Origin of the sequence: uncultured Oceanisphaera sp. (genome assembly GCF_947495715.1) — a bacterium.
GTDB lineage: Bacteria > Pseudomonadota > Gammaproteobacteria > Enterobacterales > Aeromonadaceae > Oceanimonas > Oceanimonas sediminis.
Genome location: NZ_CANLZU010000020.1, coordinates 64301 through 87796 on the forward strand (window position 1 = coordinate 64301; position 23496 = coordinate 87796).

A 23496-nucleotide genomic window follows, 5' to 3' on the forward strand; every position below is an offset into this window, starting at 1 on the left:
GTGATAACGTCAGGTGCTGAAGCGGCCGTTGACCAGGGTGGCCTTGACGTCCAGCCGGTGGCTCAGCACCACCAGATTGGCGACCTTGCCGACGGCAATGGCGCCGAGCTCATGGTCGAGCCCCAGCGCCCGGGCCGGATAGAGGCTGGCCATGCAGAGCGCTTCTTCCAGCGGCAGGCCGACCCGTTCAACCAGGTTTTTGACCCCGGCAATCATGGTCAGCGCCGAGCCGCCGAGTGTACCATGCTCGTCCACACAACGGCCATCGCGCACCAGAACCGGGGTGCCGCAAAAATTGAACCGGGTCAGCTCGGGTCCGGCACCGGCCGCGGCGGTGGCGTCGGTCACCAGACACAGGCGCTGGCCCAGTACCTTGTGTGCCAGTCGCACATTGGCATCATGCACATGCACCCCATCGACGATAATGCCCGCGTATACGGTTTCGCTGTCGAACACGGCCCCCACGGCCCCGGGTGACCGGCCGTTGAGGGTGGGGGGCATGGCGTTGTAAAGGTGAGTGGCAAAGCCGACCCCGGCGTCAAAGCCGGCCATGGCTTCATCATAAGTGGCGGCGGTATGGCCCATGGCGACCATAATGCCGGCGGCCTTCAGGCGGCGAATATGGGCGGGGTGGTTGCATTCGGGCGCCAGGGTAATTTTGGCAATCACGGCGGCATGCCGACACAAAAATTCCAGCATCGGCTCATCCAGCTGGCGTATCTGCGCCGCCGGATGAATGCCCTTGCGCTCGAGGTTGGTGTAGGGGCCTTCCAGATGCAGCCCCAATACCCGATGTTGATGCCGGGCCATGTAGTCTTGAGTGACCGCGACCGCCTGCTGCATATCCCGGTCGGGGGAGGTGATCAGCGTGGGCAGAAAGCTGGTGGTGCCAGACCCTAGATTGGTTCTGTGCATGGTATCCAGCGTTCGAGTGCTGATGTCGTTATTGAACATGACGCCGCCACAGCCGTTGAGCTGCAGGTCGATGAAACCGGCGCTCAGCAGGGCACCGTTCAAGGAGTGACGGGGCAGTTCGGCACCAAGGCTGGCTTCGGGCTGAATGGCGACAATTCGGTCTTGTTCGATCACCACCGCCTGGCGCTCGAGCAGGCGCTCGCCGTCAAACAGGGTGCTATGGGTCAGGGCAAACATCGGTTACTCCGTAGCTGACTGAATGAGCGCGTTGGCGGCGATTGGCGAGGCCGCATCGAGAGAGGATGCCGAGAGATCCCGAGTGGCATCGGTATCGCATACCAGCAGGCAGTCTTTATGCCGCCGCAGCGAGGATATCGGCCACAAGGGGCTGACATCGCCTTCCAGTGCCGCCTGCAGTGCCTGCGCCTTGTGTTGGCCGGTCACCAGCAACATGACCTGTTCCGCTTCCCGTAGGGTTCCCAGGCCAACGGTCAGCGCCCGAGTCGGTACCTGTTGCGGATCCTGGTTGAAAAAGCGGGCGTTGTCCTGCCGGGTGATCTCGCTCAGGGTGCTGATATGAGTGCGTGAGTCGAAAGATGACATGGGCTCATTGAAAGCGATATGCCCGTTGCTGCCCACGCCCCCCATGAACAGATGAACAGGGCCAAAGTGGCGAATGGCCGCTTCATAGCGGCGGCACTCGGCCTCCGGATCGTCGGCCATGCCGTCGGGAATATGAATATGTTCCGGCTTGATATCCAGATGCCGGAACAGGTTTTGGTACATAAAGTGGTGATAGCTTTGTGGATGTTCTGGCGGTAATCCGACGTATTCGTCCATATTGAAGGTAACCACATGACGAAAACTGAGCTTTCCCGCCCGATGCAAAGCAACCAGTTCATGATAGGTGGCCAGCGGTGTGCTGCCGGTGGGCAGCCCGAGCACGAAGGGACGTCGAGCGTCGGGCGCAAAGGCATTGATGCGCTTGGCAAGGTAATGGGCAGCCCAGCGGCTGACCTGGTTTGCACTGGCGAAAGGGATTAAACGCATGGCCGGCTTCTCGTGATGATATGCCGAAAGCCTACCATATTTCGAATGGCGACCTAAGCAAGACGCTGGCCGGCATGGGCCGTGCCGGGGTGTTCCATATTGCATAAGGAGATCTGCCGTGAAGGTGCTGGGATACTTTCAGAAGCTGGGCAAGGCGTTGATGTTACCTTTGGCCACGCTGCCCGTTGCGGCCTTACTGCTGCGCCTGGGCCAGCCAGATTTGCTGGGCATCGCCTTGATGGCCGAGGCGGGGGCGGCCATTTTCAATCAACTGCCGTTGTTGTTTTGTCTGGGAATTGCGGTGGGCCTGACTCGACACCACGCCGGGGCCGCCGCCCTGGCCGGCGCCGTGGGCTACCTGGTGCTGACCGGTGCGGCCAGCGCCATCAACGGCGACATCGACTTGTCTTTTCTCGGCGGCATTATCGCCGGCATCATTGCCGGTCACAGCGATAACCGCTTTCATCGCGTGCGGCTGCCCGGCTTTCTGGCCTGCTTCGGCGGCAAGCGGCTGGTGCCCATCATGACCGGACTCTTTGCCTTGCTGGCGGCCTTTATCATGGGCCTTGTCTGGCCGCTGCTGCAGCAGACGGCTGATAGTATCGCAGCGGGCCTTCCGGCCCTGGGATCCTTTGGCCCGTTTCTCTACGGGGTGCTTAATCGTGTGTTGACACCACTGGGGTTGCATCAGGTGCTGAGCAGCCATATCTGGTTTGATTTTGGCGCCTGTCTGCAGTTGAGTTATGAAGCGGCGGATAAAGTACAGCAGTTGTGTCTGGACCCGGCACTGGTGCAGACGCTGGCGGTGGGCGGCCCGGTGCCGGGCGTGGATGGCGGCGTGATCACCGGGCTGGCCACCGAGATAACCCGGGGTGATCTGCACCGCTTCTTTGCCGGCGACCCTGGCGCCGGGGTCTTTATGGCCGGCTTTTACCCGGTCATCCTCTTCGGTCTGCCGACAGGGGCGCTGGCCATGACCCTGGCTGCCCCCAAAGGACAGCGTGCCCAGGTGGGCGGCCTGCTGTTGTCATTGGCGATAACCGCCATGCTGACCGGCATTACCGAACCACTGGAATTCTTTTTACTGTTTATGGCGCCGTTGCTTTATGTGTTGCACATATTGCTGACCGGGCTGGCGCTGCTGGTGACCAACCTGTTCGGCGTGCTGCATGGTTTTGGTTTTTCCGCCGGGCTGTTCGACCTGATACTGAACTGGGATCTGGCTACCCGGCCCTGGACGCTGGTGGCCATCGGCGTGGCGTTTGGCGTGGTTTATTTCGTGACCTTCTATTTCGCCATTCGGCTATTCACGCTGCGGCCCCTGGGAGACGAGACCACGCCGGTTGATGACGCCGGGGGGGAGCGAGGTGATCCGGCTGGGTAAGCAAAACCTGCAATTGGTCGGGGCCCCGGGCGGACGCACTGGCCGCCACGCTCAATGTGCTGATGGCACAGCACACTAGCGTAGCAACACGATGACCTCGCGATATTTCAAGCGGGAGCGGCGCAAGTCGGCCCCGTTTTTATTATTTCAGCGTATAAGCGATGCAAACAACGTGAAAAAACAGCTTAAGTCGGCTCAGACATGCCACTCGACGGCAGTTAACTGTAATTAGTCGACGGCGGTATTTCGGTGCCGGGGGAGTGTTTTTCGCGCTGTCAAGTGTGTGCCCAACGGTCGGGCTGGCCCTCAATGTTATGCACAGAGCGCCTGAGCCTTGTGGCAACCGGCTTGGCTGCACTTATCCACCATTTCTGTGGATAAGGTTGTGGATTACCATCATACAACCGGTGCAAAGCCAGACAGGGCAGGCCTCTCGGATAAACAGCTATTTTTTTAACCAGAAAATAAATACTTAAAAAACAATATCTTGAAAAAGTCACGACAAAATTTCGCTCGATATCTGAACGATAACAGCGACATTAGAGTAAAGGCACAAATTGTGGGTTTCTTGGCGAAGGCAGAGTGCTTCTAGTGGATAAGTCAAGAGAGGTAGTGCGAAATTTGGCTCCCCCTGCTGGACTCGAACCAGCGACATACGGATTAACAGTCCGGCGTTCTACCAACTGAACTAAGGGGGAATCTCGTGAAGAGGCCGCAGATAATACGCAGCCATAGCAGGCGGGTCAAGGATAAAATACGAATTTTGACCCTTAAGACAGTAGCGGCAGTTTTTGCTTAAATTCAGCGCTTCACCGGGGGTAAACTGGGGGTCGAATCAAGAGGAGAGTAGGTGATGAGCAAAGATTTCCAACTGGTCAGCGAATATCAGCCCGGAGGTGATCAGCCGACGGCGATTGCGCAACTGCTGGAGGGGATCGATGCCGGCCTGGCTCATCAGACCCTGCTGGGGGTCACCGGCTCGGGCAAGACCTTCACCGTGGCCAATGTCATTGCCGAGCTGAACCGGCCCACCATGATACTGGCGCCCAACAAGACCCTGGCCGCCCAGCTTTATGGCGAGATGAAGGAATTCTTTCCTCATAACGCGGTCGAGTACTTCGTTTCCTACTACGACTACTATCAGCCGGAAGCCTATGTGCCGACGACCGATACCTTTATCGAGAAAGACGCCTCCATCAACGATCACATCGAGCAGATGCGGCTGTCGGCCACCAAGGCGCTGATGGAGCGGCGCGACGTGATTATCGTGGCCTCGGTATCGGCCATCTACGGCCTGGGCGACCCCCAGTCTTACCTGAGCATGATGCTGCACCTGCGGGTGGGCGATATGCTGAACCAGCGCGACATGCTGCGCCGGCTGGCGGAGCTGCAATATACCCGCAACGACGCCGGTTTTCAGCGCGGTACCTTTCGGGTGCGGGGGGAGGTGATCGATATCTTTCCGGCCGAGTCGGATAACCAGGCGGTGCGGGTCGAACTGTTCGATGACGAAATCGAGCGCATCAGCCTGTTCGACCCCCTGACCGGCGCACAATCCCAGACCCTGGCGCGCTTTACCATTTACCCCAAGACCCACTACGTGACCCCGCGAGAAAAGCTGCTCGGTGCCATCGAGCATATCAAGGTGGAGTTGCAGGCGCGCAAGGCGCAGCTGCTGTCGGCCAACAAGCTGCTGGAAGAGCAGCGCATCAGCCAGCGCACCCAGTTCGATATCGAGATGATTCAGGAGCTGGGCTATTGTTCGGGCATCGAAAACTACTCCCGTTACCTGTCGGGCCGGGGCGAAGGCGAGGCACCGCCCACGCTGTTCGATTACCTGCCCGGTGACGGCCTGCTGATCATCGATGAATCCCACGTCACTGTGCCGCAGATTGGCGGCATGTATAAAGGCGACCGTTCGCGCAAGGAAACCCTGGTGGAATACGGCTTTCGCCTGCCCTCGGCGCTGGATAACCGCCCCATGCGTTTCGAGGAGTTCGAGGCACTGATGCCGCAAACGGTGTTTGTATCGGCGACCCCCGGGCCTTATGAACTGGACAAGTCCGGTGATGATGTGGCCGAGCAGGTGGTGCGCCCCACCGGGCTGCTCGATCCGGTGCTGGAAGTGCGGCCGGTGGCCAGCCAGGTGGACGACGTCTTGTCTGAAGCGCGGCTGCGTATCGCGCAAAACGAACGGGTGCTGGTGACCACCCTCACCAAACGCATGGCCGAAGATCTGACCGAATACCTGAACGATCACGGCCTTCAGGTGCGTTACCTGCATTCGGATATCGACACCGTGGAGCGCATGGAGATCATTCGTGATCTGCGCCTGGGCAAGTTCGACGTATTGGTGGGCATCAACCTGCTGCGTGAAGGGCTGGACATGCCGGAAGTGTCTCTGGTGGCGATTCTGGATGCGGACAAGGAAGGCTTTCTGCGCTCGGAACGCTCGCTTATTCAGACCATAGGCCGGGCGGCCCGTAACCTCAACGGTAAGGCCATTCTGTACGCCGACCGCATTACCCGCTCGATGGCCGCCGCCATGAGTGAAACCGAGCGCCGCCGCGAAGTGCAGCAGCAGTTCAACGAAGAGCACGGCATCGTGCCCAAGGGGCTGGTCAAGGGCGTGACCGACGTGATGGATCTGGACGGCACAAAGCGAGTCGGCTCCAAGCGTGCCAAGGACAAAACGCCGTTACCCGAACATCTGCCGACCGCCAAAGAGTTGGACAAACAGATTACCGCGCTGGAAAAAACCATGCTCGAGCACGCCCGCAACCTGGAATTCGAACAGGCCGCCGCGACCCGCGACCGCATTCACGAATTGCGTGAACAGTTGATCCGCAGCTGAGCGGCAATATCGAACCGATTAAATAACGGTTCTGTCCGGTTACTTTGCAAAGGCCGGACAAAAGGCCAGCTCCACCGACTCGCCGTGAACCCATCCATGGGGGCTCCACCGCGCCATCCCTGGCGCGAAGGGTCGGCGGAGCAGATCCCTTTATCCTCCCTGATGCCAGAGAGTTATCTGCAGGTCGCTCCACAGGCGACTCCGGAGCATTGGGGCGGATGAAGGGTTTTACTCCAGCGACCATCACATGACAGGTCAACAAAGGCTCCTGCAATGCTGACACTCCCGCCATCCTTGGCGGTCGGACGTCATGTGCTGAGCGTCGCAGGGATGCGGTTTAGCGTGTCGGTGGAGTGAACCCTTCGTTCGACCTTTACCGTGAAGCAAAATAGAACAAACGATTGCGGCTGTATTGCCTTTGGCACACCGGTCTAGTGTCTGATCAAATACTCAATGTAATAGGTATTACGGTTGGGCTGGTGCCTGATAAGCCAGGGTGCCCCACAGCGGCACGGTGGACATGGAATGTTTGTAGCTGCCGCTGGTTTCCTTGGTGCTGTAGGCAACATATAGCAATGACTGGCTTTGGTCGTCATAGATGCGACGGATCTTCAGGCTCTTGAGAAAAATACTCTTCGATTTCTTGAACACGATTTCGCCGCTCTTGGAGGTATCGATGGCGGCGATCATGGCGGCGGTAATTTCGCCGGTCTGACGGCAGCTGATCGACATGTCGGAGGGATCGGCCAGGTCCAGATCGGCCACTATGTTGGACATGTGGCAGGTCACGCCGGGCACGCCCGGATCGGTCAGCACCTCGATTTTGATGTCTTTGGTGGTGAACATACCCAGAGACACATCGCCCACCTCATTGTTATCACAACCCAGCAGCAGGGTAGACAGGCAAAGCAGGGCGGCCGTTCTTTTGAACATGAGCAGGTTCCTTGTATCAAGCAGCGTATTAACAAATAACCCCAGTTCTTACCATACTCGGCCGGTGCCGCCAAACTTAACTGCCCTTGGGGGCGCGGCTCTATCTGCCGTTTTGCCGAGGTAATGGTCGGCCTCGGGACCTGCTTCAAACGAATCTATCACTCTTAAATACCGTATGGGTTTGCATGCCGAAGACTGATCCAGATCAGTGAAACAGCTAATGCGGTTGTTCGGTTGTTTCCATATATGGTGTTTGTATTTACTCTTGGCACAACATGTAGTGTTTTTGGTGCCGTTATGCTGAATGCGTTTGAACCCAGGGTGGTGCTGCAGGAAGTGCCGGGCGAAGTCAGCCTGGCCTGGCTGGTAACGGGGTGTCCACTGGCGTGCCCCGGCTGTCACAGCCAGGACAGCTGGGATCCGGCGGCGGGGACCCGATTAACACCCGAGCGGTTGCAAGGCTGGCTGACGCGCTATCAGGGGCTACTGACCTGCGTGTTGTTTTTCGGTGGAGAATGGGATCGGGATGCCTTGCTGCCTCTGTTGCAGCTGGCGCGGGAGCAGGGGCTGAAAACCTGCCTGTACAGCGGTCGGGACAGGATAAGCCAGACCCTGATGGCCGAGCTGGACTACCTGAAAACCGGAGCCTGGGTGGCGCACCTGGGTGGCCTTGACTCCAGACACAGTAACCAACGGTTGATTTGCCTGCCCAGCGGCGAATCCCTCAATCATCATTTTTGGAGACGTTCATGATACACCTGCACCCCGACCAGCTTGAGGCCAAGATCGCCAGCTTCAATGCCTACCTGAATGCTAACAATGCGGCGGATGGTTCTGTAATGGACCCCAACGCCAATGTGACTCAAAAGAACATCGCTACCGCCGAGGCGGAGCTGATGAAGGATTTTTTTGTGCAGGTGAACCGTGGCCTGGTGAAAAACAAGATAGCCGAGTTGTTTGATGATGCTCTGGCCACGGAGTATGAACGCCAGATTGAAGCGCATGAGATTTATGTGCACGACGAGACCAGTCTCAAGCCCTACTGTGTGTCGGTGACCATGTATCCCTTCCTGCTCGATGGGTTGACCAAACTCGGTGGCGAGAGCAAGGCCCCCAGACACCTGGAAGCGTTCTGCGGTGCCTTCGTCAATATGGTGTTTGCCATCAGCTCCCAGTTCGCCGGGGCGGTGGCTACGGTCGAATTTCTCACCTATTTCGATCATTTTGCCCGCCGGGATTATGGCGATAATTACCTGACCGAGCATACCCATGCCATCAACAATCATCTGCAGCATGTGGTCTATGCCATCAACCAGCCGGCCGCGGCCCGTGGCTACCAGAGCGTGTTCTGGAACATTTCCCTGTTCGACCGGGACTATTTCAACACCATGTTCGAGTTCTTTGTGTTTCCCGACGGCAGCCAGCCCAACGGCGACTCGGTAAGCCGGCTGCAGGAGCATTTTCTGGAATGGTTCAACGAGGAGCGGCGCAAGGCGATATTGACCTTCCCGGTGGTGACCGCCGCCATGCTCACCAAGGATGGTGCACCGGCAGATGATGCCTTTGCCGAGATGTGCGCCGAGCAGATGAGCCGGGGCAACAGCTTCTTCATTTATATGTCCGACACCCCCGACTCGCTGGCGTCCTGCTGTCGGTTGCGCAATGAGGTGACCGATCACACCTTTTCCTACACCCTGGGGGCGGGTGGCGTGGCCACCGGCTCCATTAATGTCATCACCCTGAACATGAACCGGCTGGAGCAGGACGGACGGGACCTGCTGGCCGAAATCGAGAAGATTCAGCGTTATCAGGTGGCCTACCGGCGCTTGATGGAGGACTTCCTGGCCAAAGGCATACTGACGGTGTATGACGCCGGTTTTATCAGCCTGGACAAGCAGTTTCTGACCATCGGCATCAACGGCATGGTCGAGGCGGCGGAATACAGAGGCATCAAGGCCAGTAACAACCCCGAGTACCAGGCCTTTGTCAGCGAACGGCTGAAGATTATCTATGATGCCAACCGTAAGGCGCGTCAGGAATACGGCTACCTGTTCAATACCGAGTTTGTGCCGGCGGAAAACCTGGGGGTGAAAAACGCCAAGTGGGACAGGGCCGACGGCTATCGGGTGCCCCGTGACTGCTATAACTCCTACTTCTATGTGGTGGAAGACGAGGATGATACTCAGATTCTCGACAAATTCGTGCTGCACGGGCGCGAGTTGGTGCAATTTCTGGACGGTGGTTCGGCGCTGCATCTGAATCTGGACGAGCATCTGCCCCCTGCCGGCTACCGACAGTTGTACCGTGTTGCCGCCGCCACCGGCTGCCACTATTTTACCGTCAACGTACGCAGCACCATCTGCAACGACTGCAGCCATATCAGCAAGCATACCGACTGGAGCTGTGGCGCCTGTGGTAGTGAAGACATAGACCATGCCACCCGGGTGATCGGTTATCTGAAGCGGGTGTCGGCGTTCAGCGCCGGTCGCCGGAACGAGCATGGCCGGCGTTTCTACCACCTTTAAGACCGGGAATGGGGATTAGGGAGCAGGGATTGGGGAAGTGTGAGGCTGGTTTCCAGTCCCTGATCACAAATCCCTAGTCCCTGAAGTTACAGCCAGCCCTTGCGTTTGAAGAAGTAATAGGTGCCGCAGGCCGACATCAGCATCATCACCAGCGACATCGGATAGCCGTAATCAAAGCCCAGCTCCGGCAGGATCTTGAAGTTCATGCCATAGATGCTGGCAATCAGGGTAGGGGGCAGAAACACCACCGCCGCCACCGAGAAAATCTTGATCACCTTGCTCTGCTCCAGGCTGGTAAAGCCCATGGCGGCTTCCAGCTGAAAGTTGATCTTGTCGAACAGAAACTGGGTATGGGGCAGCAGCGATTCGATGTCGTAGAGCATTTCGTCGATCCACTTGCGCTGCTCGTCGTTGCCGCTCTGGCGCATGGATCGCTTCATGAAACGCAATGCCCGCCGGGTATCGTACAAGGCCAGCCGAATGTGGCCGTTGCCGTCTTCCTGCAACATCAAATCCGACATGGTCTGGCGCAGATCATCCACCTGCAGCACCTGTTTGGCGGTAGCTTCCAGGGTTTTGTAGCCGTCTTCAATCAAATCGGAAATATATTCGATTTTGAGCTGAAAAATTTCCAGCAGCAGCTCCGGGGCGTCTCTCGCTTCCAGCCGATCCTGCCGCATATAGTGGCGCAGCAGCCGCATCAGGCCGAGATCGTCTTCCCGAAAGCTGATCAGCATGTCTTTGCGCAAGGTAAACAGCACGTTGATGCCGTCTATTTCCTTGCCCATGCGCTGAGGGAACAGCGAATGGATATGCAGTCCGTCTTTATCCCGGTAAAAGCGGGCCGAGGCTTCGATATCGTCCAGCTCGTCCAGCTCCGGCACTTCTTCCACGAACAGCTGTTTCATCCAGCGTTGTTCCTGCTCGTCCGGTTTGAGGATATCCAGCCACAGGGTGTTGGGAGGCAGGGCGTCCTCCAGGTTGAGTGGCTGAATATCGAGAGATTTTCCATTCAGGGTGTAGGCTGTGATCATGCAGCGCTCCAACCGGTAAACAATGACTTGCACTATATAGAGGCCGCTGCCGGATGTCAGGCAATCTATGTATGGGCGTGTTTTTTGGCGCGAATTTTAGCCGGATAAGAGTAGACTCAAATGACTTGACTCGGCGCCCGGCCTATAATGACAGGATCCCGCTACCTGATTTGCCATCGGAGAACGCCAGTGAAACAGATATGTTGTGCCTTGATGCTGCTGCTGGCGATGCCTGTCGCTGCCGAAATGGTGCTGAAGGCACGGCAAACCGTGGACGTTTATGGCTCCAGTGAGCTAGAGCCCAGCCTGGCCGATGTAGACTACCGCATGTCTTGGCAGTTATCGGGCCAGCATACGGATTACGGCTGCCGTCCGGGCCAGGTGGTGGTGTCGTTGACGGCCACGGTGACCGAGCCGCTGGAGTGGCCGCAAACCCCGGCCTGGCAGAATTACCGGCTGGCACTCACCGCTTACGAGCGGCTGGTACGCGAGCGGGCCTTGCTGTCGGCCGAATGGCTGGAGCGTTCACTTTTTCAGATAGCGCCACAGAAAAATTGTGACCAGTTGCGCCAGGTCGCGGACAATGTCGGCTATCACCAGCTCGACATTGCCCGCACCCTGTTACAGCACTTTCAGCAGCAGAATGACTATGGTCGTAACCTGGGGCTGATCCGCCCTGAATCATCTTCATCGGAGTAAAAGCCAACATTAATACCCACACCGCAGCACCATGCAAACAGGCCCCGTTGAGCGGAGCCTGCTGGTTTTCTGATTTCGGTGGCTGAGCGGTCTTATACCAATCTGGAAAACTAACAGATCTGCTTGGCTTCATGGTAAGGCCGAATGAAGGGGCCACTCCACCGACACGCTGCAAGCACATCCTTGTGGCGCTCAGCACATGACGTCCTGTCATGTGATGGTCGCTGGAGTAGAACCCTTCATTCGCCTCCATGCTACGGCGTCGCCTGGGGAAGCGACCTGAAGACAACTCGGTGCTTCAGGAGAGGCAGCAGAGATCGGCTCCCACGACCGTGAAATGCCAAGGAGGGCATTTCCGAGCTCCCATGGATGGGTTTATTGCGTGTCGTGGGAGGTGACTCTGTTGCCTCTCGTTCGGAGCTTTAAAATAGATCATATTTTTATTTAGATTGGTCTTATTCCACGGGTTTTCCCTTCAACAGCTTGCGCACCCAGTGTCGGTTGGGGTTAAGCACCGCCAATTGCCCCTGGGACAGCGGGTAAGGCTCATCCAGCAACTGGGCGGTGATAAGCTCGGCCAGCAAGGGCGCCGAGCACAGGCCGCGCGAACCCAAGCCGGACATCACAAAGAGCCCGGCATGATCGTCCGCCAGCGGCAAAGCTTCCCATTTTCGGCGTGGCATCAGGGCATATTGCGTTAGTTGAGCGGCCTTGTCCGGCGCGGCGCCGGCCAGTGGCAGGTGATCGCGACAGGCGGCGCGCACACTCACCCGGCCGGCGCCCGCCCTGGGCGTCAAATCGTCCAGATCGGGCAGGGTGCGCACCAGCTTGTGCAGGTTGTCCTGCTCGTCCAGCTCTCGATAATCCAGTGCCGACTGCCTGCGACCATAGCTGGCGCCAACGCAATGGGCACCCTGCCAGGCCGGAGTGAGATACCCTTCGTAACAGACCACGGTATTCAGTGGCGCTATGCTGGGGCTGGAAGGCTGATAGTTTACCTGACCCCGCACCGGCGACAGCGCCAGTGCCCGGGTTTGCGGCCAGCGGGTTAATTCGTGGCCGTTGGCCAGTACCAGGGTGTCGGCACAAAAAGAGGCACCGTCGGTGGTGAGGTGCCACTGGCTGTCTTTTCGTGCCAGCTGCTCGACCCGGGTCTGGTAATGACATTCAAGCAGGCCGGTGTTCTGTGCCTCGACCAGCAGGGCGGCGGTCAGCTCAAAGGGGCAAATCCAGCCGCCCAGCGAATATTCGATGCCGGGCAGATTGGCCGCGATACCGGTACGCGCATTGACCTGCTCGGCGGTTAAGGGCCGTACCAGGGCGCGGGCAACCGGGCTTGCCAGCAACTTGTCAATTTTCGCGCTGCTCTTGGCGTCGTATGCCAGCTGCACCACGCCACACCAGTCATGAGTCACATCATGCCGTTCGGCCAAGGTGGGCAAGGTGCGGCGGCCGTACAAAAAGGCCTGCAGGTAGAACTGGCTCAGGTGATCATGATCGCCGTTGATAAGCGGATACACGGCGGCCTGGCGGTTGCCCGAAGCACCCATCGCCGGTGCCGCATTCTGCTCAAGCAGGGTTACCTTTTGGCCGCGCCGGGTCAGGGCGTGCGCCAGGGTGGCCCCGGCAATACCGGCCCCTACAATAATGGTGTGCCCAGCCCGACCCGGACGGCGCCAGAACCAGGGCGCAGGGTAGGGGGCACGGTTATCGCTGCCACGCACACCTGCCAGCATTTCCCGCTTGCGACCAAAGCCCTTGACGCGCGCGACCCTGAAGCCGGCTTCGTTCAGCCCGCGGCGCACAAAGCCGGCGGCGGTAAAGGTGGCGAGGGTGGCGCCATTGCGCGCCAGACGGGCCAGTTGTGCGAACAGTTGTGGCGTCCACATCTCGGGATTTTTGCTTGGTGCAAAGCCGTCCAGATACCAGGCATCCACCTTGCCGGCCAGTCCGGCTTCCATCTGCGGCAGCAGTTCGGCCACGTCTCCGAGCCACAAATCCAGGCACACATCGTCGGCCAGATGCAGCCGATGACAGCCGCCGATGGCGGGCGGATATTCAGCTAACAAACGTTCGCTTAAAATGCTAAGCTCTGGCCATTGGCCCAGTGCCTGCTGCAGATCGGCGTGGGTAAGCGGAAATTTTTCCACGCTGATCAGGTGCAGGCGTTGGGTGTTACCTTGCGGATGTTGCCGGCGATAGTCGATAAAGGCCTGCCAGGTGGCCAGCACATTCAGACCGGTGCCAAAGCCGGTTTCGGCCACCACAAACAACGAGCGATCATGGTTAATCCAGCGCTCGGGCAGGCCATTATGGCCAAGAAACACGTAACGGGTTTCGGCCAGACCGTCGTCATTGGAAAAGTAAACATCGTCGAACGCAGCGGCGACCGGCGTGCCCTGGTCATTCCAGTCCAGACTCGCGGTTGTAATGAAGTGGGGTGACACTGAACCTCCGGGGCCGTAAAAACGGTCATTTTATGTGAAAGCAGACCAGTTTGACCATTTTTTATGGTTAGAATTGGCGGCAAATCAAGACAGTAGGAAAGATAGATGAGAAGAGCAGTCATTACCGGTATCGGCGTGGTATCCAGCATTGGTAACAATCAGGAAGAGGTTCTTGCCTCACTCAAGGCGGGCCGCTCCGGTATTAGCTTCTCCCAGCAATTTGCTGATCATAACCTGCGCAGCCAGGTATGGGGGAACATTAAACTGAACCCGTCCGAGCATATCGACCGTAAAGTCATGCGCTTCATGGGCGATGCGGCGGCCTTTGCCTATCTTTCCATGGAACAGGCGATCGCCGATGCGGGCCTTGATGAGTCCATGGTTTCCAACGAGCGTACCGGCCTGGTCGCCGGCTCGGGCGGTGCTTCTTCCAAGAACCAGATTGAAGCCTGCGACACGCTGCGTGAAAAAGGTGTACGTCGGGTCGGTCCCTATATGGTGCCTCGCACCATGTCCTCGACCGTGTCCGCCTGTCTGGCGACCCCGTTCAAGATCAAGGGTATCAACTACACCATCAGCTCGGCCTGTGCGACCTCAGCCCACTGTATCGGCCATGCACTGGAACAGATTCAGTTGGGTAAGCAGGACGTCGTGTTTGCCGGTGGCGGTGAAGAAGTAGACTGGACCCTGGCCCTGCAGTTTGACGCCATGGGCGCGCTGTCCAGCAAATACAACGAGACGCCCGAGTTGGCCTCCCGTACCTACGATGCGGGCCGTGACGGCTTCGTTATCTCCGGTGGCGGCGGCATGGTGGTGGTGGAAGAGCTGGAGCACGCCCTCAAGCGCGGCGCCAAGATCTATGCCGAAATTACCGGTTACGGTGCCACGTCCGACGGTTACGACATGGTGGCTCCGTCCGGTGAAGGCGCGGTTCGCTGCATGCAGCAGGCCATGGCCACGGCGCCGGCCCCGGTGCAGTACATCAACACCCACGGTACCTCGACTCCGGTGGGTGACGTGAAAGAGCTGGAAGCCATCAACAACCTGTTTGGCGACAATGCCCCCTACATCTCCGCCACCAAGGCGATGACCGGCCACGCGCTGGGCGCTGCCGGTGTACATGAAGCGGTCTACTCCTTGCTGATGTTGCAGCACGGTTTCATCGCGCCGAGCATCAACGTTACCGAGTTGGACGAGAAGGCGAAGAACCTGCCGATCGTCACCGAGTACAAAGAAGCCGAGCTGGACACCGTTATGTCCAACAGCTTCGGTTTTGGCGGCACCAACGCCAGCCTGGTATTCAGCAAGTACAAAGGCTGATAGCCGGTTAATACCGCACTAAAAAAGGGCGCCTCGGCGCCCTTTTTGTGCTTCATTTTCACGCCTTACGCCTTACGCCTTACGCCTCAGCGTTGATCCCAACGAATAAAGGCCCAGGCGCCGAGTATGCCGAAGGTAGCGCCCAGTACGCTGCTGGCCAGAATATCTACCGGCCAGTGCAGGCCCAACAACAGCCGCGAATAGCAAACGGCGACCGCCCAGGTGGCCAAAGCACCAACCAGCCAGGCCGAGCGGCGCCGATACAGCAGCAGCAGGCAATAAAAGGCGGCGATGGTCATGGCGGCGATCGAATGCCCGGACGGGAAAGAATAACTGACCTCATCCCGCCAGTGCAGCTTGAGCCAGCCCGGCACCTGCCGCTCCGGCAGGCTGCTCAGCCCGTCGGCCAGCCATTGTTCCCGTATTGCGGGTAACTGGGCATAAAAGCGGTCGCTGTCGGCGAGTCGTCCTTTTTCGGTCAGCCACAGCACATAGGGACGGGGCTCTTTAAAGTATTGCTTGGCCAGGGTCTTGGTCACGAAGGCGCTGCCCAGGGCGGCCATCAGGCAGAAGAAGAACATCAGTAGCAGGCCGGGTCTGTGCTTCCAGCGATGCAGCACCAGCAGGCTAAGGCAGACAAGGGTCATGCCGATACCGATTTTGCCGACCGACAGGGTCAGGCCATAGGCCAGCAGAGCCGGGGTGTCATCCAGATCCAGCAGCGGAAACCAGTGCCAGTGCCATTGGTAACCCATGCTGGCAATGGCGACCGGCAATATCAGTATTGCCAGTACCGTGAACAGTAACCGTAGTGTCATGAAAGAAAGTCGTGTGAGAGGAAAGCGCCGATTCTAGCAAAACCGCAGGCCGATGGAAGCTGAAGCCTGCCGCAACTCGGGGTACAATGGCCCGCCATTCAGGGAGCTCGTCATGTCAGGAGCCCGTTATGCAAGGAAAGAGTCGATGAAATTGCTGGCCGATGAAAACATGCCCTTTGTGCAGGAACTGTTTGGTGACCGGGCCGAAGTAGTGACCTGCCCCGGGCGGGATCTCAGACCCGAGCAGCTGCGTGATGTGGATGTGTTGCTGGTGCGATCCATTACCCGGGTAGATGCGGCGCTGCTGGCCCAGGCCGAACGGCTGAGCTTTGTGGGTACCGCCACCATTGGTTGCGATCATATCGATACCGACTTGCTGGCCCGGCGCGGCATCGCCTTTGCCAGTGCTCCGGGTTGCAACAAGGTGGCGGTGGGGGATTATGTGCTGGCGGCCCTGTTGCGAGTGGCCGAGCATAAGGGCTGGGCGCTGCGGGATAAAACCCTGGGCGTAGTGGGTGTTGGCAATACCGGTTCTGAGGTGGCGGCCCGTGCGCGGGCACTGGGTATGCGGGTGTTATTATGCGATCCGCCTAAAGCGCTACAGAAAACGACAGATTTTGTCGATCTGGAACAGGCATTGGCCTGCGATATCGTCACTTTTCATGTGCCGCTGACCCGAGAAGGGGAATTCCCAACCTGGCACTTGCTGGATGAGAACGCCATTGACCGGCTCAACGGTGACCAAGTACTGATCAACGCCTGCCGGGGAGATGTATGGGACAATCAGGCCCTGCTCGCTCGGCAACAAATGGCCCGGCAACAGGGCGACGCCCCGCTGACGCTGGTGATGGACGTGTGGGAACATGAACCCGAGGTGCTGGCGCCGCTGGTGCCCCATGTTCTGCTCGCCACGCCGCATATTGCCGGCTACAGCCTCGAAGGCAAGGCGAGGGGCACCTTTGCGCTTTATCGGGCCTGGTGCGAACAGCAGCAGCTTGGCATGCAGCTGACTCCCGAGCAGTTGTTGCCGCCATCGTCTATTGACGCTATTCATCTGCACGAGGCGCCGGATCAGGCGTTGGCGGCACGGCTGGTGCGGCTGGTGTATGACATAGAGCAGGACGATGCCGCTTTTCGCCAGGCCCTGGGCCAGCCGGGATTTTTCGATCGTTTGCGCAAGCAGTATCCGCAGCGTCGCGAGCTGGGATCGGTGCAATTGACGGGGCTGACCGGCAGCGGCGAGGCACTGGGTTTTAAAGTATGAAGGCCGGGTGCCGATAGCCCCTTATATTGAGAAAGCAGACAGACAAGTTCCTATTGGCACTGTTTTTTTCTACACTGGTGCTAAAGCACGCCTCTACCGCCGGACGATACGGTTCCGAGTCAGGAAAAGGATACAAGAGAAATCATGAAACGATTCAGACCCCATATCGGTTTTGGTCTGGCTGGGTGGCTGGCCTGCTCCGTCTCTGCTGTTGCGCAAGGCGAATTTTATATCGAGCTGCGAGGCCCGGAATCTTCGTCTTCGGCACCTGCCGCCGCGGCCCCGGTTCAACCGCCTGTCGCTCAGCCGGTGGCCAGCCCCGGCCGTTACGGGCCGGTACGCAGCACCGATACCCTCTGGGCCATTGCCGCCCGGTATACCCGGGCACCGGTGACCGTGCAGCAGACCATGGTGGCGCTTTACCACCTCAACCCCCAGGCGTTTGTTCGTGGCAATATCAATTATCTGCAGCGCGGCGCGCGCTTGCGGCTGCCGACCGAATCTCAGGCCCGACAGCGCTCGCCGCGCGATGCCGAGGCCGAATTTCGCCGTTTAAGCCGGCAGGGTAACCGCAGCGCCACGCGTGCCGCCACGGCACCCAAGCCTGTCACCACGGTATCCAAGCCTGCCGCCAAACCCCAGGCGGTGGCACAGGTCAAGCCCAAGGCCACGCCGGCGACACCGGTGGCGAGCAAACCGGCCGCCCCGGTGACGGAGCCGCCGCCGGTGGCCGCCCGTCCCCCGGTTCCGTCCTCCGAGGCCAGGCCCGCTGCTCCGGCTGAAAACACCGCTGCCGAAACACCGGCAGCGATGCCGCCGGAAAGTGCGTCTTCCGGGCTGACAACGCCCAAGGCCGCCACGGCACCGTCCGTTGCCGCGGCGCCGGCCATGGCGGATCCCGCGCGGGCCGAAGAGATGGCGCTGGCCAGGTTGCAGTTGCAACTGATGGATGAGTTGCGTGAACAGGTGGCAATGTCCAATGAGCAGCTGGCGAACCTGGCGGACAATAACCAGGCGCTGCGGCAACGTCTTACCCGGTTAACCGCCGAGGTGGAAGAACTGAAGCAGGACAGGACCGCCGATGCTGCGCCCGAATCTGTACCCAGTCGAGCCGGCATCAGTAATGAATTGTTGTCCAATCCGCTGAATCTGGCGCTGATCCTGACCTTGCCGGCCATGTTGCTGCTGGCGCTGTTTACCCTGTGGTGGCGCAGGCGCGTACGGCGAGAGCTGGCCGAGCAGGAGCAGGAATGGTCCGAGAACTCGGCGGCGATGATGGACGACGAGCGTAACGAGTTTGACGAGCTGTTCGCGGCCGAGTCTGAGCCCGAGCCGACGGCGGCCGGCGAGCCTGATGCGGCCCCGCCGGTGCAGGAAATTGACGAAGATGCCTTCGCGCGTTTCCTCGAAGAGCAGCAGTTGATGGAAGAGCAGGAAGCCGAGCATCAGCAGCCGGCGCCTGAAGAGGTGTCTGAAGCCGGCTTCGATGATGACGTTGCGCTGGCAGACACGCTCAATCGGGCCGCTGCCGAGGATGTCGCCGAAGATGTGCTGTTTGAAGACGAGATGGCGGTCGACGACAAGGAGTCGGCCGCTCAGGTATCCAACGACGACATCGACGATCTGCTGTTTGAAGACGAGATGGCGGCCGACGACAAGGAGTCGGCCGATCAGGTATCCAACGACAATATCGACGATCTGCTGTTTGAAGATGAAATGGCGGTCGACGACAAGGAGTCGGCCGATCAGGCATCCAATGACAACATCGACGATCTGCTGTTCAATCCCGAGCCGGCAGTGTCGCCCGAGCCTGCATCACCGCGACCGGCTGCCGACAACGGTTTTGTTTCGGTCGATGACTTGATGGCTGAGGCGGATCTGAGTGACGAATCGGGTCGTGACTTCGAGCGTAAACTGGATCTGGAGCTGGACGACTATGCCGATGTGCTCGGCCAGGGGCAGAATGTGGATATCGACCTCGATGAGGGAGGTATGGGCGCACAACTGGATCTGGCCCGGGCCTATATCGAAATCGATGATATCGACAGTGCCCGTGAACTGCTGAACGAGGCACTGGAGCGCGGCAATGCAGAGCAGCAGCGCGATGCGAAGAAGCTGTTGCAGCGGTTGGCCAAGCGCTGATTTCCTTTCACCGGCCTCGTTCCGAGGCCGGTTCTTCAAATTGACTCGGTAACGGGTATAATTGCCGTCCTTTTTACCCTTGGAACTGAATATGCGCATTGCCCTTGGCATCGAGTATGACGGCAGCCGTTATTATGGCTGGCAACGGCAACGAGAAGTCCCCAGCGTGCAGGCTGAGGTGGAGAAAGCCCTGTCCAAAATTGCCGATCATCCGATTAGCATTCAGTGTGCCGGCCGTACCGATGCCGGAGTGCACGGTACCGGTCAGGTGGTGCACTTCGATACCCATGCGGATCGGCAGGCCGGCGCCTGGACCCTGGGCATGAATGCCAATCTGCCGTCCGATATTGCGGTGCGGTGGGTCAAGACGATGAATGACGACTTTCATGCACGCTTCAGCGCCACCGCCCGTCGCTATCGCTACATCATCTTCAACCACAACATGCGGCCCGCCATTCATGGCAGCGGTGTCAGTCATTATGTGGGTGATATCGATGCGCAGAAGATGCATGAGGCGGGTCAGTGCCTGCTGGGAGAGCACGACTTTACCTCTTTTCGTGCCGTGCAGTGCCAGTCGCACAGCCCTCATCGCAACATCATGCAGCTGAAGGTAGAGCGCTATGGTCATTATGTGGTGCTCGACATCAAGGCCAACGCCTTCGTACACCACATGGTGCGCAATATCACCGGCACCCTGTTGAAGGTGGGCATGGGAGAGGAAAGCGTCTCCTGGGTGCAACAGGTGCTGGACGGGCGCGATCGCAACCTGGCCGGGCCCACCGCCAAGGCGGGCGGGCTTTATCTGGTGGCGGTCGATTACCCGGAACACCATGGCTTGCCGGACGCACCGCCAGGACCATTATGGCTACCGGATCAACTGCGCTGATTGGGGCAGAAACAGTAGCAACAGGCTTAAGTTTTTTATCAACGAGCATGCAGATATATGGTTTAATGCCAGCCATAACGCCTCGGGCGCCGCGAGTAAAAGCGCCCGGCAGCCGGGCTGGAGAGGGCAGGGCAGGGGCGAACAGCACCGGGCATCGGTGATGGTCGGCCCATACCGCTGGCCCAACCTGACCAGACTGCATGATAACGATGCAATTGTTTTGCAATAACCAGGCAGCGTCAACGCTGCAATAACGATGCAATAACGCTAAGGATTTCCATGAGTTGGCTTGAGAAAATTCTTCCCAAGAATAAGAACATCGGTGTTCGTCGTCATAACATTCCGGAAGGGGTCTGGACCAAGTGCGCCAATTGCGAGCAGGTATTGTACCGTGCCGAATTGGATCGCAATCTGGAAGTCTGTCCCAAGTGCGATCATCACATGCGCATTGGCAGCCGGGCACGACTGGACAAGTTTCTCGATCAGGATGGCCGGGTCGAGCTGGGTGCCGAACTCGAGCCTCAGGATGTGCTCAAGTTCAAGGACTCCAAGAAATACAAGGACAGGATCAGCGCCGCCCAGAAAAGCAGCAATGAAACCGACGCCATGGTGGTGATGACCGGTACCCTCAAGGGTCTGCCGGTAGCCGCCTGTGCCTTCGAATTCTCCTTTATGGGGGGTTCCATGGCCTCGGTGGTGGGGGCACGCTTTATCAAGGCGGTCGATGCCTGTATCGCGGAAAACCGGGCCCTGGTGTGTTTCTCCGCCTCCGGTGGCGCACGCATGCAGGAAGCCCTGTTCTCGCTGATGCAGATGGCCAAGACCAGTGCGGCGCTCAATCGTTTGTCACAGGCCGGTCTGCCGTATATTTCGGTGCTGACCGATCCGACCATGGGGGGCGTATCCGCCAGTCTGGCGATGCTGGGTGACGTGAACGTCGGTGAGCCCAAGGCCCTGATCGGCTTTGCCGGTCCGCGCGTGATTGAACAGACAGTACGGGAAAAACTGCCCGAAGGTTTCCAGCGCAGCGAATTCCTGCTGGAGCATGGTGCCATCGACATGATCGTCGACCGTCGTGAAATGCGCGACAAACTGGCCGGCCTCATCGGCAAGCTGATGAATCAGGAGCCGGCAGCGGTCTGATGAGCAGCCTCGTCGACTCTCGCAACCGGTCGCTGGCCGATTGGCTGGCGGTACTGGAAGGCCTCAACATGGCGCATATCGAGCTGGGACTGGAGCGCATGGCGCTGGTCGCCGACCGCTTGGGTCTGCTCAGCCTGCCAGGCCATGTGATCACCGTGGGCGGCACCAACGGCAAGGGCACCACCTGTGCCCTGCTTGAGGCCATGCTGCGCGCCGGTGGCCACAGCGTGGGGGTCTATTCGTCTCCCCATCTGGTCGATTATCGCGAACGGGTGCGCATCAACGGCGAAAGCCCGGCGGCAGACGTTTTTTGTGCCGCCTTTGCCGCGGTAGAAACGGCGCGGGCCGAGGTGGCGCTGACCTACTTCGAGTTCACCACCCTGGCGGCGCTGTGGCTGTTTCGCGATGCGGCGCCCGAGGTGGTCTTGCTGGAAGTGGGGCTGGGTGGTCGGCTCGATGCCACCAACGTGGTGGCCTCGGATCAAACCGTGGTCACCACGGTGGCACTCGACCATACCGACTGGCTGGGTTGTGACCGGGAAACCATCGGCTTCGAAAAAGCCGGTATTTTCCGTGCCGGCAAGCCGGCGGTGTGCGGCGATGCCGAGCCACCGGCCAGTCTGCTGGCCCATGCCGAACAGCTGGGTACCCCGCTGAGCTGTACCGGACGGGACTATCGGTGGCAGGCACGGGATGACCAGTGGCAGTTTCAGGGGCCGGGCCTGAGCCTGAACGCCCTGCCGTTGCCGAGCTTGCCGCTGATGAACGCGGCCACGGCCCTGGCCACGCTGGCGTTGTCGCCTTTTACTCTCGATGTCGAGGCGATAAAGACCGGGTTGACCCAGGCCCGCCTGAATGGTCGGCTGCAGCAGTTGACCCCAAGGCTGTGGATAGACGTGGCCCATAACCCGGAGTCGGCCGGCTACCTGGCCAGCCGGCTACCCGGCATCAAGGGCAGCCGCCGCTGCCGGGCGGTGGTCGGCATGCTCAAGGACAAGGACATTGCCGCCAGTCTGGCGCCGCTTCGTGAGCTGGTTGATGACTGGTATCTTGCCAGCCTCGGCGGCCCGCGTGGCGCCAGTGCCAATGAGCTGGCCGTGTGGCAAGCGGGTCGTTGTTTCGACTCGGTCACGGCGGCATTGACGGCGGCAGAAGCGGAAGGCGGCGAACAGGACATCATCATCGTGTTCGGCTCCTTCTTTACCGTCGCCGAGGTATTGGCGAGCAGAACATCACCAACGGCATAACTGGCAGTAACCGAGGAAGGGCGCTTTGGCGACACAATTTCAGCATCGATTAGTGGGAACCGTCATTCTGGTGGCGTTGGGCGTTATTTTTTTGCCCGACCTGCTGGATGGCAAGCAGCAGCTGGCCGTTGATGAGGCCGTCACCATACCGCTGCGCCCGGAACTCGAACCGGCTCGCCCGGTAGTGACGGCGCCGCCAGCGGCTGAACCGCAACCGGTTGCCGAGCTGCCTGCAGCCGAGGCCAAGCCGGAGGCCTGGACCATGGAACAGGCCAAAGAGGCGCCGCCGGTGGCACCTCAACCTGCTGCTAAACCTGAGCCAAAGCCGGCACCAAAGCCCGAGCCGAAACCCGCACCGGCTCCCAGGCCGGCGCCGGTGGTGAAACCCGTCCCGGTCGTGCAGCCTGCACCTGTGATCAAACAGATAGCGCCGCAGCAGGGGGAGTATATCGTTCAGCTGGGAGCGTTTCGTAATGCCGACAACGTCAATGCACTGGTCAAAAAACTGCGAGCATCCGGTTACCGGGCTCAAACCACCCCGGCGGTTCCCCGTCAGGGTGAGCTGAACCGGGTTTGGGTGGGACCGGACAGCAAAGCTCGACTGGAGCAGCAACTGGCGCCATTGGAGCGGCTCACCGGCCTCAAGGGCAGTGTACGTTCCCGGTAGTGCGCTAATACGATTGCGATACCAAAAAGCCCCGTTCAGCGAATTGCTTAACGGGGCTTTTTATTGCGATATGATCGAAGGCGGTCACTTGCGTAGATACTCTGTTGGACGTCAAGATTTTATATGCTCTTCACTGAATAATAATGTTGAGTCAAAGGGTGTTTCTGT

18 protein-coding genes and 1 tRNA gene are annotated in these 23496 nt (G+C 59.1%); 12 read left to right on the forward strand and 7 right to left on the reverse strand.

From position 1 onward, the window contains the following. Positions 1-9: 9 nt before the first annotated feature. Complete coding sequence (gene nagA / locus Q0753_RS13440) at positions 10-1152, reverse strand: N-acetylglucosamine-6-phosphate deacetylase (protein ID WP_298722016.1); 1143 nt, start codon at positions 1150-1152, stop codon at positions 10-12. A 3-nt stretch (positions 1153-1155) separates the two neighbouring features. Then, positions 1156-1965 carry a glucosamine-6-phosphate deaminase gene (nagB, locus tag Q0753_RS13445; protein ID WP_298722018.1) on the reverse strand — a complete coding sequence of 270 codons (810 nt, stop codon included), beginning with the start codon at positions 1963-1965 and terminating at the stop codon, positions 1156-1158. A gap of 118 nt (positions 1966-2083) precedes the next feature. On the opposite strand from nagB, the gene Q0753_RS13450 reads away from it, so the two are divergent. Beyond that, complete coding sequence (locus tag Q0753_RS13450) at positions 2084-3349, forward strand: PTS transporter subunit EIIC (protein ID WP_298722020.1); 1266 nt, start codon at positions 2084-2086, stop codon at positions 3347-3349. Positions 3350-3971: 622 nt separating this feature from the next. Here Q0753_RS13450 and Q0753_RS13455 read toward each other — a convergent pair. Next, positions 3972-4047 (reverse strand) — tRNA-Asn (locus Q0753_RS13455). 155 nt (positions 4048-4202) lie between these two features. On the opposite strand from Q0753_RS13455, the gene uvrB reads away from it, so the two are divergent. Then, a complete protein-coding gene (gene uvrB, locus Q0753_RS13460) occupies positions 4203-6203 on the forward strand; it encodes an excinuclease ABC subunit UvrB (RefSeq protein ID WP_298722022.1) in 2001 nt (666 codons plus the stop codon). Positions 6204-6668: 465 nt separating this feature from the next. Here the strand turns inward: uvrB and Q0753_RS13465 are convergent, their stop codons facing one another. After that, positions 6669-7136 (reverse strand): CreA family protein, encoded by a 468-nt coding sequence (locus Q0753_RS13465; protein WP_298722024.1) that lies wholly within the window; start codon positions 7134-7136, stop codon positions 6669-6671. Between the two features lie 297 nt (positions 7137-7433). Between Q0753_RS13465 and nrdG the strand changes: the two genes are divergently transcribed. Beyond that, positions 7434-7889 carry an anaerobic ribonucleoside-triphosphate reductase activating protein gene (gene nrdG, locus Q0753_RS13470; protein ID WP_298722027.1) on the forward strand — a complete coding sequence of 152 codons (456 nt, stop codon included), beginning with the start codon at positions 7434-7436 and terminating at the stop codon, positions 7887-7889. Next, positions 7886-9661: an anaerobic ribonucleoside-triphosphate reductase gene (nrdD, locus tag Q0753_RS13475; RefSeq protein WP_298722029.1), complete on the forward strand. Its 1776-nt coding sequence runs from the start codon at positions 7886-7888 to the stop codon at positions 9659-9661. Before nrdG ends, nrdD begins: the two co-directional genes overlap by 4 nt. A gap of 86 nt (positions 9662-9747) precedes the next feature. On the opposite strand, the gene corA is transcribed toward nrdD, so the two are convergent. Next, positions 9748-10695 (reverse strand): magnesium/cobalt transporter CorA, encoded by a 948-nt coding sequence (corA, locus tag Q0753_RS13480; RefSeq protein ID WP_298722032.1) that lies wholly within the window; start codon positions 10693-10695, stop codon positions 9748-9750. A gap of 189 nt (positions 10696-10884) precedes the next feature. Here corA and Q0753_RS13485 point away from each other — a divergent pair, with 189 nt between their 5' ends. Further along, on the forward strand, positions 10885-11394 hold the full coding sequence (locus tag Q0753_RS13485) for a DUF922 domain-containing protein (protein WP_298722034.1): 510 nt from the start codon (positions 10885-10887) through the stop codon (positions 11392-11394). Between the two features lie 455 nt (positions 11395-11849). On the opposite strand, the gene mnmC is transcribed toward Q0753_RS13485, so the two are convergent. Beyond that, entirely contained in the window at positions 11850-13841 is a 1992-nt protein-coding gene (gene mnmC / locus Q0753_RS13490) for a bifunctional tRNA (5-methylaminomethyl-2-thiouridine)(34)-methyltransferase MnmD/FAD-dependent 5-carboxymethylaminomethyl-2-thiouridine(34) oxidoreductase MnmC (RefSeq protein ID WP_298722037.1), read from the reverse strand. Between the two features lie 105 nt (positions 13842-13946). Here mnmC and fabB point away from each other — a divergent pair, with 105 nt between their 5' ends. Next, the gene (fabB, locus tag Q0753_RS13495) at positions 13947-15161 is read left to right on the forward strand and encodes a beta-ketoacyl-ACP synthase I (protein ID WP_298722040.1); all 1215 of its coding nucleotides are present in this window, start codon (positions 13947-13949) and stop codon (positions 15159-15161) included. A gap of 86 nt (positions 15162-15247) precedes the next feature. On the opposite strand, the gene Q0753_RS13500 is transcribed toward fabB, so the two are convergent. Then, positions 15248-15979, reverse strand: a complete 732-nt coding sequence (locus Q0753_RS13500; RefSeq protein WP_298722043.1) for a phosphatase PAP2 family protein — start codon at positions 15977-15979, stop codon at positions 15248-15250. Between the two features lie 145 nt (positions 15980-16124). Here Q0753_RS13500 and Q0753_RS13505 point away from each other — a divergent pair, with 145 nt between their 5' ends. From Q0753_RS13505 to dedD, 6 genes are all read left to right on the forward strand, one after another. Beyond that, entirely contained in the window at positions 16125-17243 is a 1119-nt protein-coding gene (locus tag Q0753_RS13505; protein ID WP_298722046.1) for a 4-phosphoerythronate dehydrogenase, read from the forward strand. Between the two features lie 144 nt (positions 17244-17387). Further along, positions 17388-19385, forward strand: coding sequence for a FimV/HubP family polar landmark protein (locus Q0753_RS13510; RefSeq protein WP_298722049.1), 1998 nt, complete (start codon positions 17388-17390; stop codon positions 19383-19385). 91 nt (positions 19386-19476) lie between these two features. Next, positions 19477-20271, forward strand: a complete 795-nt coding sequence (gene truA, locus Q0753_RS13515) for a tRNA pseudouridine(38-40) synthase TruA (protein ID WP_298722052.1) — start codon at positions 19477-19479, stop codon at positions 20269-20271. Between the two features lie 279 nt (positions 20272-20550). Beyond that, complete coding sequence (gene accD / locus Q0753_RS13520) at positions 20551-21414, forward strand: acetyl-CoA carboxylase, carboxyltransferase subunit beta (RefSeq protein ID WP_298722055.1); 864 nt, start codon at positions 20551-20553, stop codon at positions 21412-21414. Next, positions 21411-22661 (forward strand): bifunctional tetrahydrofolate synthase/dihydrofolate synthase, encoded by a 1251-nt coding sequence (gene folC, locus Q0753_RS13525; RefSeq protein WP_298722069.1) that lies wholly within the window; start codon positions 21411-21413, stop codon positions 22659-22661. Before accD ends, folC begins: the two co-directional genes overlap by 4 nt. A 25-nt stretch (positions 22662-22686) precedes the next feature. Further along, positions 22687-23328 (forward strand): cell division protein DedD, encoded by a 642-nt coding sequence (gene dedD / locus Q0753_RS13530; RefSeq protein WP_298722058.1) that lies wholly within the window; start codon positions 22687-22689, stop codon positions 23326-23328. Positions 23329-23496: the final 168 nt, after the last annotated feature.

What these genes read in the sequence shown, in the direction of transcription:
- nagA (WP_298722016.1), bottom strand. Translation starts at nt 1,152, where the DNA reads ATGTTTGCCCTGACCCATAGCACCCTGTTTGACGGCGAGCGCCTGCTC.
- nagB (WP_298722018.1), bottom strand. Translation starts at nt 1,965, where the DNA reads ATGCGTTTAATCCCTTTCGCCAGTGCAAACCAGGTCAGCCGCTGGGCT.
- uvrB (WP_298722022.1), top strand. Translation starts at nt 4,203, where the DNA reads ATGAGCAAAGATTTCCAACTGGTCAGCGAATATCAGCCCGGAGGTGAT.
- Q0753_RS13465 (WP_298722024.1), bottom strand. Translation starts at nt 7,136, where the DNA reads ATGTTCAAAAGAACGGCCGCCCTGCTTTGCCTGTCTACCCTGCTGCTG.
- nrdG (WP_298722027.1), top strand. Translation starts at nt 7,434, where the DNA reads ATGCTGAATGCGTTTGAACCCAGGGTGGTGCTGCAGGAAGTGCCGGGC.
- nrdD (WP_298722029.1), top strand. Translation starts at nt 7,886, where the DNA reads ATGATACACCTGCACCCCGACCAGCTTGAGGCCAAGATCGCCAGCTTC.
- corA (WP_298722032.1), bottom strand. Translation starts at nt 10,695, where the DNA reads ATGATCACAGCCTACACCCTGAATGGAAAATCTCTCGATATTCAGCCA.
- fabB (WP_298722040.1), top strand. Translation starts at nt 13,947, where the DNA reads ATGAGAAGAGCAGTCATTACCGGTATCGGCGTGGTATCCAGCATTGGT.
- Q0753_RS13500 (WP_298722043.1), bottom strand. Translation starts at nt 15,979, where the DNA reads ATGACACTACGGTTACTGTTCACGGTACTGGCAATACTGATATTGCCG.
- Q0753_RS13505 (WP_298722046.1), top strand. Translation starts at nt 16,125, where the DNA reads ATGAAATTGCTGGCCGATGAAAACATGCCCTTTGTGCAGGAACTGTTT.
- Q0753_RS13510 (WP_298722049.1), top strand. Translation starts at nt 17,388, where the DNA reads ATGAAACGATTCAGACCCCATATCGGTTTTGGTCTGGCTGGGTGGCTG.
- truA (WP_298722052.1), top strand. Translation starts at nt 19,477, where the DNA reads ATGCGCATTGCCCTTGGCATCGAGTATGACGGCAGCCGTTATTATGGC.
- accD (WP_298722055.1), top strand. Translation starts at nt 20,551, where the DNA reads ATGAGTTGGCTTGAGAAAATTCTTCCCAAGAATAAGAACATCGGTGTT.